The following is a 20518-nucleotide window of genomic DNA, read 5'->3' on the forward strand; positions in this document are numbered from 1 at the left end:
CTCCACAGGGCGCGCGAGGGCGGGAGTCGTCCACAGTCGCGGGATCCGCGGCGCGCCCGTCCGGCGGGCTCCGTAGCGTCGGCGGCATGTCCTTCGAAACGCCCGGCCCCCGGATGGCCGACCTCCCTCCCGAGGAGAGGCCGAGGGAGCGCCTCCGCGCCTACGGACCGGAAGCGCTCACCGACGCCGAGACCCTCGCCGTGCTCATCGGGGCCGGCGTCCGCGGCGCCAACGCGACCGTCGTCGCGCAGCGCCTCCTCGCGCGCTTCGGCGGCATCGACGCCGTCGCCCGGGCCGGGGTGGGCGATCTGATGCGGCACCGCGGAGTCGGCGAGGTCGCCGCCTGCCGCCTGGTCGCCTCCTTCGAGCTGCGGCGGAGGATGAACCGCGCCTCGCGCGCCGCCCGCGTGACCGACGCCGCCGGCCTGGCCGGGCTCGTCGCTCCGCTGCTGGCCGCCCGGCCGGTCGAGACCGTGCTGGCGGTGGCGCTCGCCGAGTCCGGAGCTGTCCGCGATGTCCTGACGCTGGCCGACGGAGCCCCAGCGCACGCCGAGATCCCCGTCGCCGCCGTGCTCGCCGAGGTGCTGGCGCGCGGCGCGGCGGGCATCGGCCTGGCGCACAGCCACGCGGGCGAGGCCGTGGTGCTCCCCTCCGACCGTGCGGCGACGCGGGCGATCGCCGACGGGGCAGAGGCGTGCGGCCTGCGGTTCCTCGCGCACGTCGTGATCGGGCGCGACGGCTGGGCGGAGGCGCAGCCGTGACGCGGCGCAGGGCTGCTGCGGGGCCCCTCCGTTCCGCCAGGACGCCTCCCGCCCGGCGCCGGACCGCCCCCGGCCGCGCCCCGGCTCTCCACCTGGGCCGCGTCGGCGCGCGTTCGTGCAAGCCCCCGCCTCTCCGGCGCCCGCGGCCGGTCGCGGGCGTACCGTGGACGCCGACCCCATCCCCCTCCCGACCAGGAGCACCCATGCGAGCAACACTCATCCACGGCGAGCGCGACATCCGACTCGAGGAGGTCCCCGACCCGCAGCTCTCGACGGGGCGCGACGCGATCGTCCGCGTCACCGCGGCCTGCGTCTGCGGCTCAGACCTCTGGCCCTACCGCGGCGTCACGCCCACCAAGGAGGCGCACCGCATCGGGCACGAGTTCGTCGGCGTCGTCGAGGAGATCGGCGACGACGTGCACGACGTCGCGGTCGGCGACTTCGTGATCGCCCCGTTCTACGTCTGCGACGGCACCTGCGCGAACTGCGCCAACGGCGTCTCCACCTCGTGCCTCACCGGCGGCTGGTGGGGCGCCGAGGTCCGCGAGGAGGGCTTCGCGGACGGCGCCCAGGGCGAGAAGGTGCGCGTGCCCCTCGCCGACGGCACGCTCTTCCGCGTGGGCATCGATCCGGACCCGGCGCTCATCCCCAGCCTGCTCACCCTCGCCGACGTGATGGGGACCGGCCACCACGCCGCGGTCTCGGCCGGCGTCACCGCTGGCTCGACCGTCGCGGTCGTCGGCGACGGCGCGGTCGGGCTCTGCGCCGTCCTGGCGGCCAAGCGCCTCGGCGCGACCACGATCATCGCGATGTCGCGGCACGAGTCGCGGCAGAACCTCGCCCGCCGCTTCGGGGCGACCCACATCGTCGAGACCCGCGGCGACGAGGGCGTCGCGCGCGTCCGCGAGCTGACCGGCGGGATCGGCGCCGACTGCGTGCTCGAGTGCGTCGGCACCAAGGAGTCGATGCAGCAGGCCCTCGACTCCGCCCGCCCCGGCGGCATGGTCGGCTACGTCGGCGTCCCCAACGGAGGCCCCGAGCTGCCCGTCCGCCAGATGTTCGGCTCGAACGTGGGCGTCAACGGCGGAGTCGCGCCGGTCCGCGGCTACATGGCCGAGCTGCTGCCCGACGTGCTCAGCGGCGCGATCGAGCCCGGTCTGGTCTTCGACCTCGAGCTGCCCCTCGAGGAGATCGCCGAGGCGTACGCCGCCATGGACGAGCGCCGCGCGATCAAGACCCTCGTGCGTCCGTAGTCCCGCGGAGGGGCGCCGGCACGGTCGCGAGGAGTAGCCTCCCGCGCATGACCGCGTCAGCCCGCACCGCCGCGACGGCGCCCCTCTTCCACCCCGACCTCGCGCTCGGCCGCTTCCTCCCGCCGATCGTCCTCGGCCCGCGACTGCTGCGGCGTTCCAGCTGCTCGTCCACCCGATGCTCGACGACCGCACCGTCACCCGGCCCGGTCCTCCTCCGCGCGGCGTCCGCGTCCGGACCCCGGGCAGCAACCGCTTCGGCTGGACCGCCTACCTCGCCGGCGAGCCCGGCGGCCCCGGCGTCACGGCCTACGCCGCCCCCGCCCGCCGCGACGATCTCACGGGCCTTCCGCCGGCCTGGATCGGCGTCGGCGGCCTCGACCTCTTCCACGACGAGGACGTCCGCTACGCCGAGCGCCTGCGCGCGGCCGGAGTGCCGTGCGGGCTCGAGATCGTGGAGGGCGCCTTCCACGGCTTCGACGCCCTGTTCCGCCGGACCGGCGTGGCGAAGCGCTTCTGGGCGGCGCAGGCCGCGGCGCTCGGCGACGCCCTCCTCGCCTGACCTCCGCGTCGACGCGCCGGGCCGATTCCGTCTCCGGCGCTCGGCACTGCGAGGCTGAGGGGCGACGGCCGCCGCCGCCCGCGCGTCACCCGTGCCGTGCCTGCCGCGCATCCGTCCCCGCCCCGCCCCGTCTCCCGGAGGACCCATGGACATCGACCGCCTCGCCACCCGCTACGAGATCGCCCTGCCCGCCTGGATCGGCGACGCCCTCCGCGACGTCCCCGAGGTCCTCCCGAGCCTCGAGGACCGGATGGCCCTCGTGCACGCGCTCGCCGACCGCAACTTCCGCGAGGGGAACGGCGGCCCGTTCGCGGCGATCGTCGTCGAGCGCGACTCCGGTCGTCTCGTCTCGGTCGGAGTGAACGTCGTCCTCGGCAGCGGGGTCTCGTCCGGCCACGCCGAGGTGACGGCGCTCGGTCTCGCGCAGACCGCGCTCGGCACGTGGGACCTCGGCGGCGAGGGCCTCCCCGCGCACGACCTGGTCGTCAACTGGCGCCCGTGCGTGCAGTGCTACGGAGCGACGATGTGGTCGGGGGTGCGCCGCCTGGTCGTCGCGGGCTCCGGCCCCGAGCTCGAGGAGATCAGCACCTTCGACGAGGGGCCGATGCGCGAGGACTGGGCCGCGCAGTTCGAGGCCCGCGGCATCGAGGTCGTCGACGGCGTGCTCCGCGACGAGGCCCTCGACGTGTTCCGCGCCTACCGCGCCTCCGTCGACTCCGGCGAGGTGCTCGTCTACAACGCCCGCGCCGACTCCTGATGCCGCGGCGGGTCAATGACGCGTCGACACTCTTGTGCCCCAAGCAAGACATCCTGGCTCCACTCCTGCGAGGGCGGTTGTGGAACAGTCGGGCTGTACAGCCAGGATCGCGCTGGAGAGTGCGGCGGTAGCTCGTGCGCCCAAGACGTCGCCGAGTGTGTTACGGGCCCAATGTGCGCCAGTATGTCTTCGTGGGAACATCTCTAGAGCAGTTCAAGGCGTCCCTTGGCAACACTGCTGCACGACGTTATCTCGGTCTAAACCTCAGCGATGACGAAGCTGTGGCCATTCTCAATGATGACCATGCGACTACCTCCCTCTATATGGAGTGGCTCCGTCAGCGGGCGCTTCGCCCGACCGCGCTCGGAGCGGGGGCCGGGCTGTCGAGCCAGGTATCACAGCCATTCACGGCAACTGCCCGTCCCTTCACAGTGCCGGTTGGGCCGGGATCGCCAGGAGAAGAGGCGCCCAAGCCGGGCTGGTACGCCGATATGAGTGGCTCCACTCGATGGTGGGATGGACGAAGATGGCTGGAAGAAGTTTCTGCTCCCCATGCCCCCGCAAAGCCGTCGAATGCTATGTCTTCCTGGGGCCTTGGTCTCGGGATCGCCGCAATGTTTCTGAACTTTCTGTTGGTGCCAGGAGTGCTAGCGATTGTCTTCGGGTCCGTTGGAGTGAACCGGTCGGCCTCTCGGGGAACGGGTCGAGGTGCAGGACTCTGGGGTATCTGGCTGGGTGCGATCGGTACAGTCGTTGCGCTGGTGAGGTTCGTTCTCGCGCTTGCCTACAACAGCTAAGCCAGACGCACGACGGCGAGATTTATAGGCAGCCGTCTAGGAGGGGTGGTCGCTGGTAGTGGCCGCCGTTCGTGGAGAACGCGAAAGGTAAAGCTGGAGTTTTGACGCTCTAGCCGCGTCTACTCTTCGTGGAACGAGGTGCTTTCGTTGGCAGTCATTAAATTGTTGCGGGCGGGGCGATCCTTTTCCGGCGTTATCGACTGAGCCAGCCGGAGAAGAGTCAGATCCGCGCGGCTCAGCGCCACCAGTCGTCGAACATCGACAGCGGCACCTGGCGCTTGTGCTCGGTCGCGGCGTACCGCGCCTCGATGGCCTCGGCGACGGCCTGGTCGACCTCGCCACCCTCGAGGTACGTGTCGAGGTCGGCGTAGGTGAGCCCGAGGTTCGTCTCGTCGGTCTGGCCGGGGTTGTCGTCGAGCAGGTCCGCCGTCGGCGCCTTCTCGTAGAGCCGGGCCGGTGCGTCCAGGTGCTCGAGGAGCGAGCGCCCCTGCCGCTTGGTGAGGCCGGTGAGCGGGAGGACGTCGGCGCCGCCGTCGCCGTACTTCGTGAAGAAGCCGGTGACCGCCTCGGCCGCGTGGTCGGTCCCGACGACGAGCATCCCGGCCTGGCCGGCGATCGCGTACTGCGCGATCATCCGCATCCGCGCCTTCACGTTGCCCTTCACGAAGTCGCTGATCGGCTCGTCGACCGCGTCGCCGAATGCTGCGGCCACGCCGTCGACGCCCTGGTGGATGTCGAAGACGACCTGGCGGTCCGGGCGGATGAACGTGAGGGCGAGCTGGGCGTCCTCCTCGTCGGCCTGCACCTTGTACGGCAGGCGGACCGCGATGAAGGAGGCGTTGCCGCCGCTCGCGCGGACCTGCTCGACCGCGAGCTGGCAGAGGCGCCCGGCGAGGCTCGAGTCCTGGCCGCCGCTGATGCCGAGGACGAGGCCCTTCGCGCCGGTGCTGCGGAGGTAGTCGGCGAGGAATCCGCTGCGCCGTTCGACCTCGACGGCCGGATCGACGGCGGGGGAGACGTGGAGCTCGGAGATGATCTGCTGTTGGACGTCGCGCACGGCTTCACGCTACTCCGGATGCTCTCCGGCGGCCCCTCCTCGCCGCGGACGCGCAGGCTCCCGACGCCTCCCCGAAACAGGGTCCGCCCGCCGCGTCCGACTGGCGCGGCGCCTACCCGCGCTCGGCGACGATGCGGGCGATGCGCGCCGGGACGGTGTCGTCCTGGAGGCTCGTCACGTCTCCGAGCGGGCGGCCGTCGCGGATGTCGCCGAGCAGCCGCCGCATGATCTTGCCGGAGCGGGTCTTGGGCAGATCCGGCACCACCACCACGTCGCGCGGCTTGGCGATCGGACCGATCGCGACCGCCACGTGGTCGCGCAGGAGCGCCGCGAGCGTCGTGCCGAGCGCGGCCCAGTAGGCCGGGTCCTCCTCGGCGCGGTCGACGGTCTCGTCGGAGGGGATGACGAACGCCGCGATGGCCTGGCCGGTCGTCGCGTCGGCGACTCCGACGACTCCGGCCTCGCCGACGGCCGGATGGGCGACGAGTGCCGACTCGATCTCGATCGTGGACAGGCGGTGCCCGGAGACGTTGATGACGTCGTCGACGCGGCCCAGCACCCAGACGTCGCCGTCGGCGTCGTACTTCGCGCCGTCCCCGGAGAAGAACCACCCCTGGGACGCGTAGCGGGCCCAGTAGGAGTCGCGGTACCGCTCCGGGTCGCCCCACACGGTGCGGGCGAGCGCCGGCCCGGTCCGGTCGACCACGAGGTAGCCGCCGGAGCCGTTCGGCACCCGCTCGCCGTGCTCGTCCACCACGAGGACGCCGAGCCCGGGCAGGGCTCCGAGAGACGAGCCCGGCTTGAGGGTCGAGACGCCCGGCAGCGGGCACATCACCGCGGCGCCGGTCTCGGACTGCCACCAGGTGTCGACGATCGGGCAGCGTCCGCCGCCGATCGCCTCGTGGAACCAGACCCAGGCCTCGGGGTTGATGGACTCGCCGACGGTGCCGAGCAGGCGCAGGCTCGACAGGTCGTACCGGGCGGGCACGCCCTCGGGGAACCAGGTCATCAGCGTCCGGATCAGCGTCGGCGCCGTGTAGTAGACGGTCACCCCGTACCGCTCGATGATCTCGAAGTGCCGGGCGGTGTGCGGGGTGCTCGGGGTGCCCTCGTAGATCACCTGGGTGAGCCCGTTCGAGAGCGGTCCGTAGATCTCGTAGGTGTGCGCGGTGACCCAGGCGAGGTCGGCGGTGCACCAGTGCACGTCGTCCGGCTTCGCGTCGAACACTGCCCAGTGCGTCCAGGAGGCCTGCGTGAGGTAGCCGCCGCTGGTGTGCACCAGCCCCTTGGGCTTCCCGGTCGTGCCGGAGGTGTAGATGATGAACAGCGGCGTCTCGGAGTCGAAGGCCTCGGCCTCGTGGACGTCGCTCTGCGCGTCGACCAGCTCGTGCCACCAGACGTCGCGGCCCGGGGTCCACGGGACGTCGGTCTCACCGGTGCGGCGGACGACGAGGACGTGCTCGATCGACGCCACGCCCTCGACCGCCCGGTCGGCGCCCGCCTTGACCGGCACCGCCGCTCCGCGCCGGAACTGCCCGTCCGTGGTGACCAGGAGCTTCGCGCCGGTGTCCTCCACGCGGAACCGCACCGCCTCGGCGGAGAAGCCGCCGAAGACGAGCGAGTGGATCGCTCCGATCCGCGCGATCGCGAGCGTGATGACGATGGTCTCGGGGATCACCGGGAGATAGACGACGACGCGGTCGCCCTTACCGATCCCGAGCGCGGTCAGCGCGTTCGCGGCGCGGGAGACCTCGCGCTGGAGCTCGGCGTAGGTGATCGACCGCCGGTCGCCGCGCTCGCCCTCGAAGTGGAGGGCGGTCTTCCCGCCGCGTCCCGCGTCCACGTGGCGGTCGACGCAGTTGACGGCCACGTTCAGCCGTCCGCCCTCGAACCAGGTCGTGTGCGGCACCGAGAGCGAGCCGTCGGGCAGCGGAGCGGCAGGCTCCCAGCTGTGGGCGGTGTGCCACGGCTCCGCCCACTCGAGGCGGCGGGCCGCCTCCTCCCAGAACGCGACCGGATCGGCGGCGGCGCGCGAGTACTCCTCCGCGCCCGCGTTCGCCTGCGCGGCGAAGGCCGCGGGCGGGGGGAACCGGCGGTGCTCGTCGAGCAGGTTGGCGATCGTCCCGCTCACGCTCGGAGCTCCCTCCCCGGCGCTCACGCCCACTTCCTCACGGCGTAGCGCTGGAACACGCCGACGACGGCATCGGTGAGCTTGCCCAGCACGGCCAGCAGGACGATCGCCAGGAACACCCGGTCGATCCGGCCGTTGTTCTGGCTGTCGATGAGGCGGAAGCCGAGGCCCATCGAGGAGGCGATGAGCTCGGAGGCGACCAGGAACAGCCACGACTGGGCGAGCGCGAGGCGCAGCCCGGAGATCACGGAGGGGATCACCGCGGGCAGCTGCACCGTCGTGAAGAGCCGGACGCCCGAGAGGCCGAAGGCGCGGCCCGCCTCGACGAGGTGCCGGTCGACGTGGCCGAGCGCCGTGGCCACCGTGGTGAAGACGGGGAAGAACGCGCCGATCGTGATCAGCGTGATCTTCGACTCCTCGCCGATGCCCATCCAGAGCAGCAGCAGCGGGACCCAGGCCAGCGACGGGACCGCCCGGATCGCGCCGAGGGTCGGCCCGAGGACGACCTCCCAGACGCGGGAGAGCCCGAAGAGCGCGCCGACCACGAGCCCGAGCGCCGAGCCGAGCGCGAACCCGATGAGCACGCGCTGCGTCGAGATGGCGACGTCCTGGCCGAGGTCGCCGCGCTGGGCGAGGTCGACGCCGGCCGCCCAGACCATCGCGGGCGAGGGGAAGACCGCCACCGAGACCATCCCGGTCGTCGTCGCGATCTGCCAGGCGGCGAGCAGCAGCACGGGCAGGATCGCGCCTCCCGCGACCACGAACCACCGTCGCGTGGTGAGCGGGTGGGAGCGGTCCTCGCGGAGGCGGCGCTGGGAGGCCGCGACCGACGGGCCCGCCGTCACGAGTCCGGGCTCACCCGGCATCGGCGCGGACAGCGCGCTCCGCCGCAGCACATCGGCGTCGGTCGCGGTGTCGTCGTCGCGGATCGTCATCGTCGGTCTCCTCGGATCACGGGGTCGGGGGCGGAGGGCCGGACCCTCAGGCGCCGATGGCGCTCGGGTCGGCCGCCGAGGCGTAGGTGTCGTCGAGCAGCGAGTCGAGCGCGTCGTCGACCTGCTGCTGCGAGGCGACGTCGCCGTTCTCGACGAAGATCGGGCCGATCACGGCGAGCACGTCGGTCTGCGCGGAGCCGGGGACGTTGTCGACGTCGAGGTTGCTGCGCTCGGTGATGACCGTCGTCGCCACCGCCACGTCGAGGCCGGCGACGGAGGCGAGGATGCTCGCCGTCTCGTCCTGGTTCTCGAGCGCCCAGGCGCGGGCGTGCTCGTACGCGTTCACGACGGTCTGCGCGAGGTCCGGCTTCTCGGCGAGGAAGCTCTCGGTCGCGTTGAGCAGGCCGTAGGAGTTGAAGTCCACGTTGCGGTAGAGCAGGGTCGCCCCGGCCGCCTCGGCGCCGGCCATGATCGGGTCCAGGCCCGCCCAGGCGTCGACGGAGCCGTTCTGCAGCGCCGCCCAGCCGTCGGCGTGCTGCAGGTTCTGCACCGTCACGTCGCCGATGCCCAGCCCGGCGGCCTCGAGCGCCTGCACCAGGAAGAAGTACGGGTCGGTGCCCTTGGTGGCCGCGATCTGCTTGCCCTTGAGCTGCTTGACCGACGTGATCGCCGAGCCGGCGGGGACGACGAGGGCCGACCACTCCGGCTGCGAGAAGATGTCGATCGTCTTGATCGGCGAGCCGTTCGAGCGGGCGAGCAGCGCGGCGGAGCCGGCGGTGGAGCCGACGTCGATCGCTCCGGCGCGCAGGGCCTCGTTGGCCTTGTTGGAGCCGGCCGACTGCACCCAGGCGACGGTGACCTGCTGCTCGGCGAGGGCGGCCTCGAGCCAGCCCTTCTCCTTGATGACCAGGCTCAGCGGGTTGTACGTCGCGAAGTCGAGCGTGAGCGTGCCGCCCTGAGTTCCTCCGGAGGCGGCGTCGGCGGTCGCGGCCGCCGCTCCTCCTCCGCCCTCGCCCTGCACGCAGCCCGCGAGGAGCGGGACGGCGGCGGCGGTGAGCAGACCGGCGAGAGCGGTGCGGCGGGTGAGCGGGGAGCTGGTGAACGACATGGGGGCCTCGGCTTCGGGGATGCGGTGACAGCGAGTGTGGACGCTGCAGGGGAGGGGCGGTGCGGGGAGGTGCTCGTGCGGTGGAGAGCGGGAGGAGGAGGCGGCTGGGGAGGGAGGTCGTGCCGCCCGGACCGTGCCGCCCGGGTGGAGGGATGCGGGTCGATCCGCCCGGGGTCAGTGCCGCTCGATGCCCAGCCCCGCGAGGAGCTCGGCCCGGTGCTCGGCGAGCTCCGCCGAGCCGCGGTCGCGCGGCCGCGCTCCGGGGACGGCGACGATCCGCTGGATGCGCGAGACGCCTCCGGGCTCGTCGCGCCCGAGGAGCACGATGCGGTCGGCCAGCTGGAGGGCCTCGTCGACGTCGTGGGTGACGAGCAGGATCGTCGCCGGAGCCGCCGCGTGCACGTCGAGCAGCAGGTCCTGCATCCGCAGGCGGGTCAGCGCGTCGAGCGCCCCGAAGGGCTCGTCCAGGAGGAGCACGCCGGGGTTCCGGGCGAGGGCGCGGGCGAGGGAGGCGCGCTGGGCCATCCCTCCGGACACCTCGCGAGGCCGCGAGCGGGCGTGCGCGGTGAGGCCGACCAGCGAGAGCAGCTCGTCGACGGCGGCGCGGGCCGCCGGGCGCGGGGTGCCGCGCGGCAGGCCGAGCGCGACGTTGTCGGCGATGCTCCGCCAGGGCAGCAGCCGCGGCTCCTGGAACGCCACCGCGCAGCGCGGGTCGATGCCGGAGACGGGGGCGCCGTCGATGAGGACGGACCCCTCGGAGGCGGTGTCCAGGCCCGCCGCGATGCGCAGCAGCGTCGACTTGCCGCAGCCGCTCGGGCCGAGGATCGCGATGACCTCGCCCGCGGCGGCCTCGAGCGTCACGTCCGTCAGTACGGGGGACCCGGGCGCGAAGGTGCGGCCGACCCCCTCGAAGCGCACGGGGAACGCCGACTGGCCGAGCTCGGCGTCGAAGGCCAGGCTCGTGCGGGCGGCGGGGGTGGCGGGCATGTCTCTCCGGGCAGCGGGACGGGCGGGCGGATCGTCCGATCGTACGGAGAGGCTCCCGGCGGCACAGCGGGGACCGACACGGGGAGTAACACAGGGGGTGGGACGCGGAAGGCCTCCCCGGTCCGCGGACGGGGGAGGCCTTCCGCCGGAGGGCTATGCCTGGACGAGCACGAGCTCCTCGAGGGGCAGGCGGGTGCGCGGCGCGGTCTCGCGCTCGCGGAGGGTCTCGTTCGCCAGCGCGTCGGCGTCGGCCGCGACTCCCACCGCGGCGATCGTCACCGGGTCGAAGCGCTCGTCGACGTCGAACGCGGCGCGGACGGCGTCCTTGTCGAAGCCGGCCATCTGGTGCACGTGCAGGCCCTCGTGGTGCGCCTGGACGCTGAGGTGGGCGATCGACTGGCCGAGGTCGTAGACGGCCCAGGGGCGCGGCTTCCCCTCGGAGTCGACGGTCTCGGCGAGCGCGACGACCAGGACGGCGGCGGAGCCGGCCCAGGCGCCGTTGAAGCCGGCGAGCGTCGCGACGATGCGGTCGAACTCGTCGGTTCCGCGGCGGGCGACGATGAAGCGCCACGGCTGCGAGTTGCTGGCGGACGGGGACCAGCGCGCGGCCTCGAGGAGGGACGCGAGGGTCTCGTCGGAGACGGTCGCGGACGCGTCGTAGGAGCGGGGGCTCCAGCGCTCCGCGAGGACGTCGAGGATCGGGGCGCTGGTGCTGGCGGTGCGGGAGGCGGTGGCGGACATCGCGGGGCTTCTTCCGTGCGGGGGACTGGGGGAGGGGCTCCGTCGCCCGTGGAGCCCAACCGTCCCCGCCCCGCGGGCATTCCCGCGCGTGCACGGCAGGCGCCCGCACGCGCGTTCGCCCACGGAGGAGCGGGCCGCCTCCGAGCCCCGGAACGGTACGGTGGGAGACGGCGTGGTCACCCCGCGCACCACCATCCACGACTCTGGAGGATCATCCATGGCCCAGCACTTCGACGTCGTCGTCCTGGGGGCAGGCCCCGGCGGATACGTGGCCGCGATCCGCGCCGCCCAGCTCGGCAAGTCCGTCGCCGTCGTCGAGAAGCAGTACTGGGGCGGTGTCTGCCTCAACGTCGGCTGCATCCCGTCCAAGGCGCTGCTGCGCAACGCGGAGCTCGCCCACCTCTTCCACACCCAGGCGAAGCAGTTCGGCATCTCGGGCGACGTCTCGTTCGACTTCGGCGCGGCGTTCGACCGCAGCCGCTCGGTCGCGGACGGCCGCACCAAGGGCGTCCACTTCCTGATGAAGAAGAACAAGATCGCCGAGTTCGACGGCGTCGGCTCCTTCACCGGCCCGCAGGGCCTCGACGTGCAGCTGAGCAAGGGCGGCACGGAGTCGCTGACCTTCGACGACGCGATCATCGCGACCGGCGCGAGCGTCCGCCTCCTCCCCGGCGTCGAGCTCTCCGAGAACGTCGTCACCTACGAGACCCAGATCATGACCCGCGAGCTCCCCGACACGATGGCCATCGTGGGCGCGGGCGCCATCGGCATGGAGTTCGCCTACGTCCTCAAGAACTACGGCGTCGACGTGACGATCATCGAGTTCATGGACCGCGCCCTCCCCAACGAGGACCCGGACGTCTCCAAGGAGATCCAGAAGCAGTACAAGAAGCTCGGCGTCGAGATCCTGACCTCGACCAAGGTCGAGTCGGTCGTCGACAAGGACGGCTACGTCACGGTCACCTACACCGCGAAGGACGGCACGCAGTCGACCCTCGAGGTCGACAAGGTGCTCATGTCGATCGGCTGGGTCCCCCGCACCGAGGGCTTCGGCCTCGAGAAGACGGGCGTCGAGCTCACCGAGCGCGGCGCGATCGCGATCGACGACCACATGCGCACCAACGTGCCGCACATCTACGCCATCGGCGACGTCACCGCGAAGCTGCAGCTCGCGCACGTCGCGGAGGCGCAGGGCGTCGTCGCCGCCGAGACCCTCGCCGGTGCCGAGACCCAGACCCTGGGCGACTACCGGATGATGCCGCGCGCGACGTTCTGCCAGCCGCAGATCGCCTCCTTCGGCCTCACCGAGAAGCAGGCGACGGACGAGGGACACGAGATCACCGTCTCGACCTTCCCCTTCATGGCGAACGGCAAGGCCCACGGCCTCGGCGAGCCCACCGGCTTCGTGAAGCTCATCGCGAGCAAGAAGTACGGCGAGCTCCTCGGCGCCCACATGATCGGCCCGGACGTCTCGGAGCTGCTCCCCGAGCTCACGCTCGCCCAGAAGTGGGACCTCACCGCGACCGAGCTGGCCCGCAACGTGCACACCCACCCGACGCTGTCGGAGGCGCTGCAGGAGGGCTTCCACGGCCTCAAGGGGCACATGATCAACATGTAGGGCTCGTCCCTCCACGGCCTCCGGCCCGCAGGATCCCGCTCGGCTCGTCCGCGGCGGATCCGGCGGGCCGGAGCCGTCTCCGGGGGTGCCCGCCGGGCTCCGGCGCCGCTCCCGCTACCGTGGCCCGATGGATCCGCGCCTGCTCGACCGCCTCGCCGCCGACGCCTGGCCCGCGCTCGTGCGGCGCCCCCTCGGCGCGTGGGAGCTGCGCGCCTCCGCAGGGGTCACCAAGCGCGCGAACTCGGTGCTCGCGTCCGGCGACGTCGTCGACCAGGAGGCGGCGCTCGACGCGGCGGAGGCGTTCGCCTGCGAGCACGGGATCGCACCCCTCGTGCAGATCGGCCCGCCGAGCCCCGCCGGTCTGACCGGGCTGCTCGCCGAGCGGGGCGCCGCGCCGATCGATCGGACGCTCGTGCTGACCGGATCGGTGCAGGAGGCGCTCGCCGCCCTGCCCGCGACGTCGAGGCCCGCGCCGCCGATATCCGCGCCGCGGCCTCGCGTCCGGCTCGCCCCGGCTCCAGACGAGGACTGGCTCGCCCTCTGGTGGTCGGTGGACGGTCGCGGTGGAGCGGAGGAGCGTGCGGTCGCCGAGCGCATCCTCGCGGGCTGCCCCTCCTCCTACGCTCTCGCCGTCGACGGGGACGGCCCGGCCGCGACCGGCCGCCTCGCGCTCGTCACGGCGCCGGACGGCGAGCTCTGGGGCGGCCTCTTCGCCCTGGCGACCCGCCCGGACGCCCGGCGCCGCGGGCTCGCCTCCGCCGTGGTCCGCGCCCTCCTCGAGGACGCGTCCGGCCGGGGCGTCGCGCGCTTCTGGCTCCAGGTGCTCGCCGAGAACGCCGGCGCCCGCCGCCTCTACGCGTCCCTCGGCTGCCGCGAGTCGTCCTGGTACGAGTACTGGCGCTGACCCGCTCGCGGAGGAGGAGAGAGGCGCCGCGGGTCAGGCGTTCGCGAGCACGGCGCGGGCGACGGCCTCGGCCTTCGCCGCGTCGCCGGTGACGGTCACGCGCCACCACACGTCGTCGGCCAGCGCGTCGATCTCGCAGACGCCCGCCGCGCAGCCGGTGAGGGCCTTCTCGCCGAAGCCGTCGAGCGGCCCGAGCGGGATCGCCAGGCCCGAGGTCAGCGAGAGGTTCCGCCAGCCGTCGTCGCCGTTCGGGAGCGCGTCGACCGTCACGCCCGAGTAGGCGGCGCTGGAGGCGTCGCTCCAGCTGCAGGAGGCGTACCCGGCCCGGGCGGCGGCAGCGGCTGACGCGGTGGTCGCCGTCCCGGTCCCCGTCCCCGCGGTCGCCTGCGCGAGACCGGCGGCACCGGACAGCTGCTCGGCCGTCAGGACCTCGGTGCAGACGGGCGCCGTCGCGGTGACCGGCTCGTCGAGGGTGCCGAGCGCGGCGGAGGCGGTGCCGGTCGCCAGCGCGGCGAGGTCGACGGCCGCGGGGGCGCCGCGCAGCTGCAGCGTCACCCAGGTGGCGCCGGCGAGCAGGTCCAGGTCGCAGCTGCCGTCGGTGCAGGAGCCGTAGGCCTCGACGGCGGTCTCGAGGCGCGGGCCCGGACGGCCGGCGAAGGCCTCGGCGGCGTCGTCGACCGCGGCCGCGGTGATCGAGGCGTCCTCGTCGTACCAGGCGCAGCGGAGCACTCCGCCGTTCTCCTCCGCGGCCTCGCGGATCAGCTCGCCCGAGGAGCGCGTCGTCACCTCGCGGCTGCCCTCGAGAGCGCTGCGGGAGACCCCCAGCGCCGAGGCCGCCCGTGTGGCGGGGAGGAGGGAGTCGCAGCCCAGGCGGGTCGAGGCCGTGGGCGAGGGCGTCGGAGTCGCGGAGGGAGTCGGAGCGGCGGTCTCGGACGCCGACGGGGTGGCCGCGACGTCCGAGCGCTCGGCCGACGTGCAGCCCGTCAGCGCGACGAGAACGGCGAGCGCGGCGCCGACCGTCGCCAGGCGCGGGAGGCGGGCCCTCACGCGGCCAGCTCGCGCTCGATCGCGGCCGTGAACGCGTCGATGTCGTCCTCCGTCGTGTCGAAGGAGCAGACCCAGCGGACCTCGCCGGTCGCCGGGTTCCAGTCGTAGAAGCGGTAGGCGGCGCGGAGCCGGTCCGCGACTCCGGGCGGCAGCGTCGCGAACACCGCGTTGGCCTGGGTCTGCTGCGTGAACTCGAGCCCGGTGATCCGGCCGGCGGCGATCGCCTCCTCGAGCCCCGAGCGCAGGCGCGCCGCCATGGCGTTCGCGTGCCGGGCCGAGCGGAGCCACAGGGGCTCCTCCTCGCCGCCGTCGCCGAGCAGGGCGAGCAGCTGCGCCGAGATGAAGCGCATCTTGGAGGACAGCTGCATGTTGGTCTTGCGGAGGAAGGTCAGCCCGGTCGAGGCCGCCGGGTCGAGCACGACGATCGCCTCGCCGAGCAGGATGCCGTTCTTGGTGCCGCCGAACGAGAGCACGTCGACGCCTGCGTCGGTCGTGAAGGAGCGCAGGGGCAGGCCGAGGGCGGCCGCGGCGTTCGCGATGCGCGCCCCGTCCATGTGCAGCCGCATGCCGAGGCCGTGCGCGTGGTCGGCGAGCGCGCGCACCTCCTCCGGGGTGTAGACGGTGCCGAGCTCGGAGGACTGGGTGATCGAGACCACGAGCGGCTGGGCGCGGTGCTCGTCGCCGAAGCCCCACGCCTCCTGGTCGACCAGCGCCGGGGTCAGCTTGCCGTCGGGCGTGGGGACCGTGAGGATCTTGATTCCGCCGACCTTCTCCGGCGCTCCGCCCTCGTCGGAGGTGATGTGCGCGGTGCCCGCCGAGACGACGGCGCCCCACCGCGGCAGCATCGACTGCAGGCCGGTGACGTTGGCGCCCGTGCCGTTGAAGACGGGGAAGGCCTGGGCCTGCTCGCCGAACTCGCGGCGGAACGCCTCCTGCAGGCGCTCGGTGTAGACGTCCTCGCCGTAGGCGATCTGGTGCGCTCCGTTGGCCGCGGCGATCGCGGCGAGGACCTCGTCGTGCACTCCGGAGTAGTTGTCGGAGGCGAAGCCGCGGACGTCGGGATCGTGCAGAGCGCTCATCCCTCCATCTTCGCAGCCCGCCGCCCGGAGGAGCCCCGGAGGCGCCCGCCGAGACACCCCTCCCGCCTCCCGCATGTTTCGGGCAGGTGAAAGGACGACGACCCGAAAGCCGATCTCCGTCAAGAAGTTGGTATCGGCTGGGAGGCAGGCCACTCTTGACGTATGCGCATGGACACGACGGAAGCTGTCCGCGACATGCCCGCCCCTCCCGGGGTGGACGAGATCGCGGCTCGCTTCGGCGATCCCGTCCTCGCGTTCGCGCCCCAGCCGAGGCTGGAGGAGTTCGCCGCGGCGCAGACGATGGCGCTCGGCCGCTTCGTCGAGATCTCGCTCTCGTACTCGTTCTACAAGAACCCGCGCAACCGCGCCGACCCCGTCAACCACGTCCCGCTGACCCCCGAGCAGAAGCGCGCGATCGAGCGCGCCGAGAACGACCACCTGCCGCCGTGGATGGTCGACCAGGTGACGCGGATGCGGTACCCGGTGCTCTGGGAGGCGGTCCGCACCTCCGTGCCGATCCCCGCCGAGCGCAGCCGGCCCCTGGAGTCCCGCCTCGCGGCCCACATGGGCGACGTGCTCCGCAACACCTTCCCGGGCCGCGTGCGCAGCCGCCGCGGCGGGATGCCGGTGGTCGCCGCCGCCCTCCGCGACGAGGACGTCGTGCGGGGCGTCCCGGTGATCGTGGACGGGGAGGCGCTGCGCGGCTACCGCGTGGACACCGATCCGGACGTGGTCGCGATCGGCGCCCGCGTCGACGGCCGCTACATGACGGTCGTGCTCGACCGGAAGATCGTGCCGGAGATCCGGATGGAGTTCGTCCGCCGCATCCCGCCGCGCCCGGCCTCGAGCCAGTCCCGGCGCTGACCGCCCCGGCGTCGAGCACCCGCAAGCAGATCCCCCGGCCGACCGCTCAGGGGCGCCCCGGCACCGCGATCCCGTGCTCGTAGGCGAACACGACCGCCTGGATCCGGTCGCGCACGCCGAGCTTCATCAGGATCTTCGAGACGTGCGTCTTCACGGTCGCCTCGCCCACGAACAGCTCGGCCGCGATCTCGGCGTTCGACCAGCCCCGCGCCAGGTGCACGAGCACCTCGCGCTCGCGGTCCGTCAGATCGGCCACTCCGGAGTGCTCGGCGGCGGCCGGCGTGCGCTCGGGCACGGACGCGAACCGCTCGATCACGCGCCGGGTGACGTCGGGGGCGAGCATCGCGTCGCCGCGGGCGACCACCTGCACGGCCTCGACCAGCTCCTCCGGCGACGCGTTCTTGAGCAGGAACCCGCTGGCGCCGGCCGAGAGCGCCTCGAAGAGGTAGTCGTCGCGGTCGAAGGTGGTGAGGATGAGCACCCGCGAGCACAGGCGCGGGTCGGCCACGATCTCGCGGGTCGCGGCCAGGCCGTCGAGGCCGGGCATCTGCACGTCCATGCAGATCACGTCGGGGCGCAGCTCGGAGGCGCGCTGCAGGGCCTCGAGCCCGGTGCGGGCCTCGCCGACCACCTCGATCCCCGGCTCCGACTCGAGGATGATGCGGAAGCCCACGCGGACGAGCTCCTGGTCGTCGACGAGCAGCACGCGCACGTGCTCGGTCATGGGCGGCCCCCGCTCGCTCGCTCCTGACGCCCCCGCGACGTCTCCGACGACGGTACCGGGTCGTCGGCGTCCGGCACGCTCGCCCGGACGGGGGACAGCGGAACCCGGGCGTGCACGAGGTAGCCTCCGCCCCTCGGCCCCATCTCGATCCAGCCGCCGACCGCGGCCGCGCGCTCGCTCATGCCGGTGTGCCCCAGTCCGCAGGAGGCGGGAGCGCTCGGGTGCGGGCCGGACCCGCCGTCGTCGGCGATCTCGAGCTCGACCGCGTCGGGGGCGTAGCGGAGGCGCACCTCGGCGTGCGCGCCGCGCCCCGCGTGCTTGCGGACGTTCGTGAGCGACTCCTGCGCGATGCGGTAGAGGCTGAGCCCCACCGTCGCGGGGATCTCGCGGGGCGTGCCGAGGGTGAGGAAGACGGTGGGCAGGCCCGACCCGCTGGACGCCGCGACCAGCTCCTCGAGCTGGGCCACCCCGCGGGTGGACGCGGCGTCGGTGAGCGGATTCGGCACCGCGTCCTCGGCGCGCAGCGCGACCAGGATGCGGTGCAGCTCCTCGATCGCCGAGCGCGCGTCGCCCTCGATGGCGCTGAGCGATGCCGCCGCCCGCTCCGGATCCCGCGCCAGCACCCGCCGCGCCGCTCCCGCCTGCACGCCCATCACGCTGACGTGGTGCGCGACCACGTCGTGCAGCTCGCGCGCGATCCGCAGCCGCTCGGAGGACACGGCCTGCCGCGAGGAGCGCTCCCGCTCGTCGTCGAGCTCGGCCGTGCGCGTCTCGAGCGCCTCCAGCCGGCGGGCCGACTGCCACGACGCCTCGCCGAAGACGTAGGCGCTGCCGAAGTAGAGCAGGTTCGAGACGACCGCGAGGGCCGACTCCGCCGCGTAGGGCGAGAGCAGGCCGGGGGAGTCGTCGACCGGCACGGAGCTGCCGAAGTACTCGCCCGTGGCGAGGGTGGTGAGCAGCCAGCCCAGCATCCCGACCGCGATCGCCACCCGGACGACGAGCGCCGTGCGCCGGTTCCGGCCCCACGCGCCGACCGTGTAGAGCGCGAGGAACAGGCAGATCTGGCCGAAGAGCGACTCCGGCACCTGGAGCACGATCCCGAGCGCGTAGACGACGGAGAGCCCGGCCGCCACGCTCGCGGGGAACCGGCGGCGCAGCGCGAGGGGAAGGGTCATCAGGACGGCCCAGTGGGCGCTGACGACGGGGTGCGCCGCGTCCGGGAAGCCCGCCGAGGAGTACAGCGCGACGGAGACGACCGTCGCCACCAGCAGGATCCCCGCGGTGACCGCGTCGCGCACGTATCCGGCCCGGCTCGGCGCTCGCCGGATCCAGCCCGCGTCGAGCGGGTCCGCGGCTCCGTCACCTGAGGGCATGCGCCCCACGCTAACCGACGCCGGTCGGACGGGGCCCCGGGAGGCGGAGGAGCGCACCCCGCCGCCTCCCGGGCGCGACGTCAGTCCCGGCCGGTGATGCCCCGGGTCGAGGCGATGACGTCGCCCATCTTCTTCCCGAGGGCCTCGTAGAACATCGACAGCGGGAACTCGTCGTCCAGCACCGCGTCGGTGAGGCCGCGCGGGGCGCCGAGCAGCACCTCGTCCGGGAGCCCGCGGGCCCAGGCGGAGGCGGGGTGCGGAGTGAGAGTGGCCGCGATCAGCTCGTGCGCGGCCAGCCAGTGCGCCGTCTTCGGCCGGTCGATCGAGCGCCAGTAGAGCTCGTCGATCGCGTCCGAGAGGGCGACGACCACGTCGGCGACGCCGTCCCACTCGAACGCCAGCCGGGTGTCGGTCCAGTGCAGGACGCCGTGCTGGTGCAGCCAGGCGAAGAGCAGCTGGCCGCCGAGGCCGTCGTAGTTGCGCACCCGCGACCCGGTGAGCGGGAAGCGGAAGAGCCGGTCGAACAGGATCGCGTACTGCACGAAGCGCGAGCGCTCGGCCAGCGCCTCCTCCTCGTCGTCGCGGCGGTCCAGCGCGCCGAGGCGGCGCTCGATGGCGACGGCCTCGCGGAAGGCGGTGAGGTCGCACCGCAGCTCCTCCAGCGAGTAGAGGAAGAAGGGCATCCGCTGCTTGATCATGAACGGGTCGAACGGCAGGTCGCCGCGCATGTGGGTGCGGTCGTGGATGAGGTCCCACATCACGAAGGACTCCTCCGCCAGGCGCTGGTCGGCCAGCAGGCGCTGCGCGTCCTCCGGGAGCTCGAGACGGGTGATCCGGGCCGCCTCCGTGACGACGCGGCGGAACCGGGCCGCCTCGCGGTCGGCGAAGATCGCGCCCCAGGTGAAGGACGGGACGGAGCGCATCGCGACCGTCTCGGGGAACAGCACGGCGCTGTCGGTGTCGTAGCCGGCGGTGAAGTCGACGAAGCGCACGGGCACGAAGAGGGCGTTGGAGTAGTCGCCCGCCTCCAGCTCGGCGACGAACCGCGGCCAGACGACCTCGACGAGGACGGCCTCGACGTGGCGGTCGCGGCTGCCGTTCTGGGTGTACATGGGGAAGACGACGAGGTGGCGGCGGCCGTCGACGCGCTCGAGCTGCGGCTGGAACGCGGTGAGCGAGTCGAGGAAGTCGGGCAGGCCGAGTCCGCCGGCGCTCCAGCGCTCGAGGTCGACGACCAGCGCGTCGAGGTACGCGGCGTCGTGCGGGAACGCGGGGGCGAGGGTGCGGACGCCGGCGACGATCCGCTCGACGAGGGTGCGCGCCTCCTCGAGCCGCTCGGGCTCGGCGAGCGAGCCGTCCTGAGACTGGAGCGGCTGCAGCGCGGCGGCGGCGGCCTTCAGGTCGAGCCAGGCGGCGGAGTCCTCCACGCGGTCCTCGACGACCTCGGGTTCTCCGACGACGGTGCTCTGCACGGCTTGCGACATGGTGATCCTCCTCACGCTGGTGATACGGGGCTGCAGGAGCGGAACGCGCTCCGACTCCGAGCGTATGGGCTCGTGCGCGCGCTTTTCTTGCGTCTCGGCGGAGCGAAGCGGCGATCTCGCAGGGGCGGGCGCACGTCTCCGCCGCCCCTCTCCGGCCCCGCGGTCAGCGGTTGCCCAGGTGTTGTGCAGGTGCCACCCCCCGTCCGGGGCTAGATTCCTCACCGCTTCGGTTTCCCTCCCCTCATCGGGTCGAAGATGGGGCGACACCGTGTCCGCATCCCGAGTGCGGAGACATCCGATCGGACAGGCGCGCCGAACACCCTGGCGGCGCGCTCGATC

18 protein-coding genes and 1 pseudogene are annotated in these 20518 nt (G+C 73.3%); 8 read left to right on the forward strand and 11 right to left on the reverse strand.

Annotated elements, in window-relative coordinates:
• The first annotated feature begins 86 nt into the window (after positions 1–86).
• The 5 genes and pseudogenes from C5C55_RS14360 to C5C55_RS14380 all read left to right on the forward strand — a co-directional run bounded on the left by C5C55_RS14360 (position 87) and on the right by C5C55_RS14380 (position 4127).
• Positions 87–761 carry a RadC family protein gene (locus tag C5C55_RS14360; protein WP_104225738.1) on the forward strand — a complete coding sequence of 225 codons (675 nt, stop codon included), beginning with the start codon at positions 87–89 and terminating at the stop codon, positions 759–761.
• Between the two features lie 203 nt (positions 762–964).
• Complete coding sequence (locus C5C55_RS14365) at positions 965–2014, forward strand: zinc-dependent alcohol dehydrogenase family protein (RefSeq protein ID WP_104222823.1); 1050 nt, start codon at positions 965–967, stop codon at positions 2012–2014.
• Positions 2015–2171: 157 nt separating this feature from the next.
• Positions 2172–2573, forward strand: a pseudogene (locus C5C55_RS14370) (alpha/beta hydrolase fold domain-containing protein); the annotation flags it as partial.
• Positions 2574–2718: 145 nt separating this feature from the next.
• Positions 2719–3330 carry a nucleoside deaminase gene (locus C5C55_RS14375; RefSeq protein ID WP_181027247.1) on the forward strand — a complete coding sequence of 204 codons (612 nt, stop codon included), beginning with the start codon at positions 2719–2721 and terminating at the stop codon, positions 3328–3330.
• Between the two features lie 323 nt (positions 3331–3653).
• Positions 3654–4127 (forward strand): DUF2510 domain-containing protein, encoded by a 474-nt coding sequence (locus C5C55_RS14380; RefSeq protein WP_219813017.1) that lies wholly within the window; start codon positions 3654–3656, stop codon positions 4125–4127.
• A gap of 235 nt (positions 4128–4362) precedes the next feature.
• Here the strand turns inward: C5C55_RS14380 and nadE are convergent, their stop codons facing one another.
• From nadE to C5C55_RS14410, 6 genes are all read right to left on the reverse strand, one after another.
• Positions 4363–5184: an ammonia-dependent NAD(+) synthetase gene (nadE, locus tag C5C55_RS14385; protein WP_104234371.1), complete on the reverse strand. Its 822-nt coding sequence runs from the start codon at positions 5182–5184 to the stop codon at positions 4363–4365.
• A gap of 112 nt (positions 5185–5296) precedes the next feature.
• Positions 5297–7315 carry an acetate--CoA ligase gene (acs, locus tag C5C55_RS14390; protein WP_104234389.1) on the reverse strand — a complete coding sequence of 673 codons (2019 nt, stop codon included), beginning with the start codon at positions 7313–7315 and terminating at the stop codon, positions 5297–5299.
• A 23-nt stretch (positions 7316–7338) separates the two neighbouring features.
• Positions 7339–8250 carry an ABC transporter permease gene (locus C5C55_RS14395; RefSeq protein ID WP_244229541.1) on the reverse strand — a complete coding sequence of 304 codons (912 nt, stop codon included), beginning with the start codon at positions 8248–8250 and terminating at the stop codon, positions 7339–7341.
• A 46-nt stretch (positions 8251–8296) separates the two neighbouring features.
• Entirely contained in the window at positions 8297–9358 is a 1062-nt protein-coding gene (locus tag C5C55_RS14400) for an aliphatic sulfonate ABC transporter substrate-binding protein (RefSeq protein ID WP_104234372.1), read from the reverse strand.
• Between the two features lie 174 nt (positions 9359–9532).
• The gene (locus tag C5C55_RS14405) at positions 9533–10345 is read right to left on the reverse strand and encodes an ABC transporter ATP-binding protein (RefSeq protein WP_104234373.1); all 813 of its coding nucleotides are present in this window, start codon (positions 10343–10345) and stop codon (positions 9533–9535) included.
• Positions 10346–10498: 153 nt separating this feature from the next.
• Entirely contained in the window at positions 10499–11086 is a 588-nt protein-coding gene (locus tag C5C55_RS14410) for a nitroreductase family protein (protein ID WP_104234374.1), read from the reverse strand.
• 217 nt (positions 11087–11303) lie between these two features.
• Here C5C55_RS14410 and lpdA point away from each other — a divergent pair, with 217 nt between their 5' ends.
• Both lpdA and C5C55_RS14420 read left to right on the forward strand, forming a co-directional pair.
• On the forward strand, positions 11304–12704 hold the full coding sequence (gene lpdA, locus C5C55_RS14415; RefSeq protein WP_104222818.1) for a dihydrolipoyl dehydrogenase: 1401 nt from the start codon (positions 11304–11306) through the stop codon (positions 12702–12704).
• Between the two features lie 127 nt (positions 12705–12831).
• Positions 12832–13608 (forward strand): GNAT family N-acetyltransferase, encoded by a 777-nt coding sequence (locus tag C5C55_RS14420; RefSeq protein WP_104234390.1) that lies wholly within the window; start codon positions 12832–12834, stop codon positions 13606–13608.
• A 33-nt stretch (positions 13609–13641) separates the two neighbouring features.
• On the opposite strand, the gene C5C55_RS14425 is transcribed toward C5C55_RS14420, so the two are convergent.
• Entirely contained in the window at positions 13642–14655 is a 1014-nt protein-coding gene (locus C5C55_RS14425) for a hypothetical protein (RefSeq protein ID WP_104234375.1), read from the reverse strand.
• Positions 14652–15734, reverse strand: a complete 1083-nt coding sequence (locus tag C5C55_RS14430) for a low specificity L-threonine aldolase (RefSeq protein WP_104222816.1) — start codon at positions 15732–15734, stop codon at positions 14652–14654. Before C5C55_RS14430 ends, C5C55_RS14425 begins: the two co-directional genes overlap by 4 nt.
• Positions 15735–15902: 168 nt before the next feature.
• Here C5C55_RS14430 and C5C55_RS14435 point away from each other — a divergent pair, with 168 nt between their 5' ends.
• Complete coding sequence (locus C5C55_RS14435) at positions 15903–16598, forward strand: hypothetical protein (protein WP_146080957.1); 696 nt, start codon at positions 15903–15905, stop codon at positions 16596–16598.
• A gap of 46 nt (positions 16599–16644) precedes the next feature.
• On the opposite strand, the gene C5C55_RS14440 is transcribed toward C5C55_RS14435, so the two are convergent.
• The 3 genes from C5C55_RS14440 to C5C55_RS14450 form a co-directional block, all read right to left on the reverse strand.
• On the reverse strand, positions 16645–17322 hold the full coding sequence (locus C5C55_RS14440; protein ID WP_104234377.1) for a response regulator transcription factor: 678 nt from the start codon (positions 17320–17322) through the stop codon (positions 16645–16647).
• Positions 17319–18695 carry a sensor histidine kinase gene (locus tag C5C55_RS14445; RefSeq protein WP_104234378.1) on the reverse strand — a complete coding sequence of 459 codons (1377 nt, stop codon included), beginning with the start codon at positions 18693–18695 and terminating at the stop codon, positions 17319–17321. Before C5C55_RS14445 ends, C5C55_RS14440 begins: the two co-directional genes overlap by 4 nt.
• Before the next feature lie 80 nt (positions 18696–18775).
• Positions 18776–20179: a DUF6421 family protein gene (locus C5C55_RS14450; RefSeq protein ID WP_104234379.1), complete on the reverse strand. Its 1404-nt coding sequence runs from the start codon at positions 20177–20179 to the stop codon at positions 18776–18778.
• Between the last annotated feature and the right edge of the window lie 339 nt (positions 20180–20518).

It is taken from the genome of Rathayibacter sp. AY1C2 (assembly GCF_002931195.1).
GTDB lineage: Bacteria > Actinomycetota > Actinomycetes > Actinomycetales > Microbacteriaceae > Rathayibacter.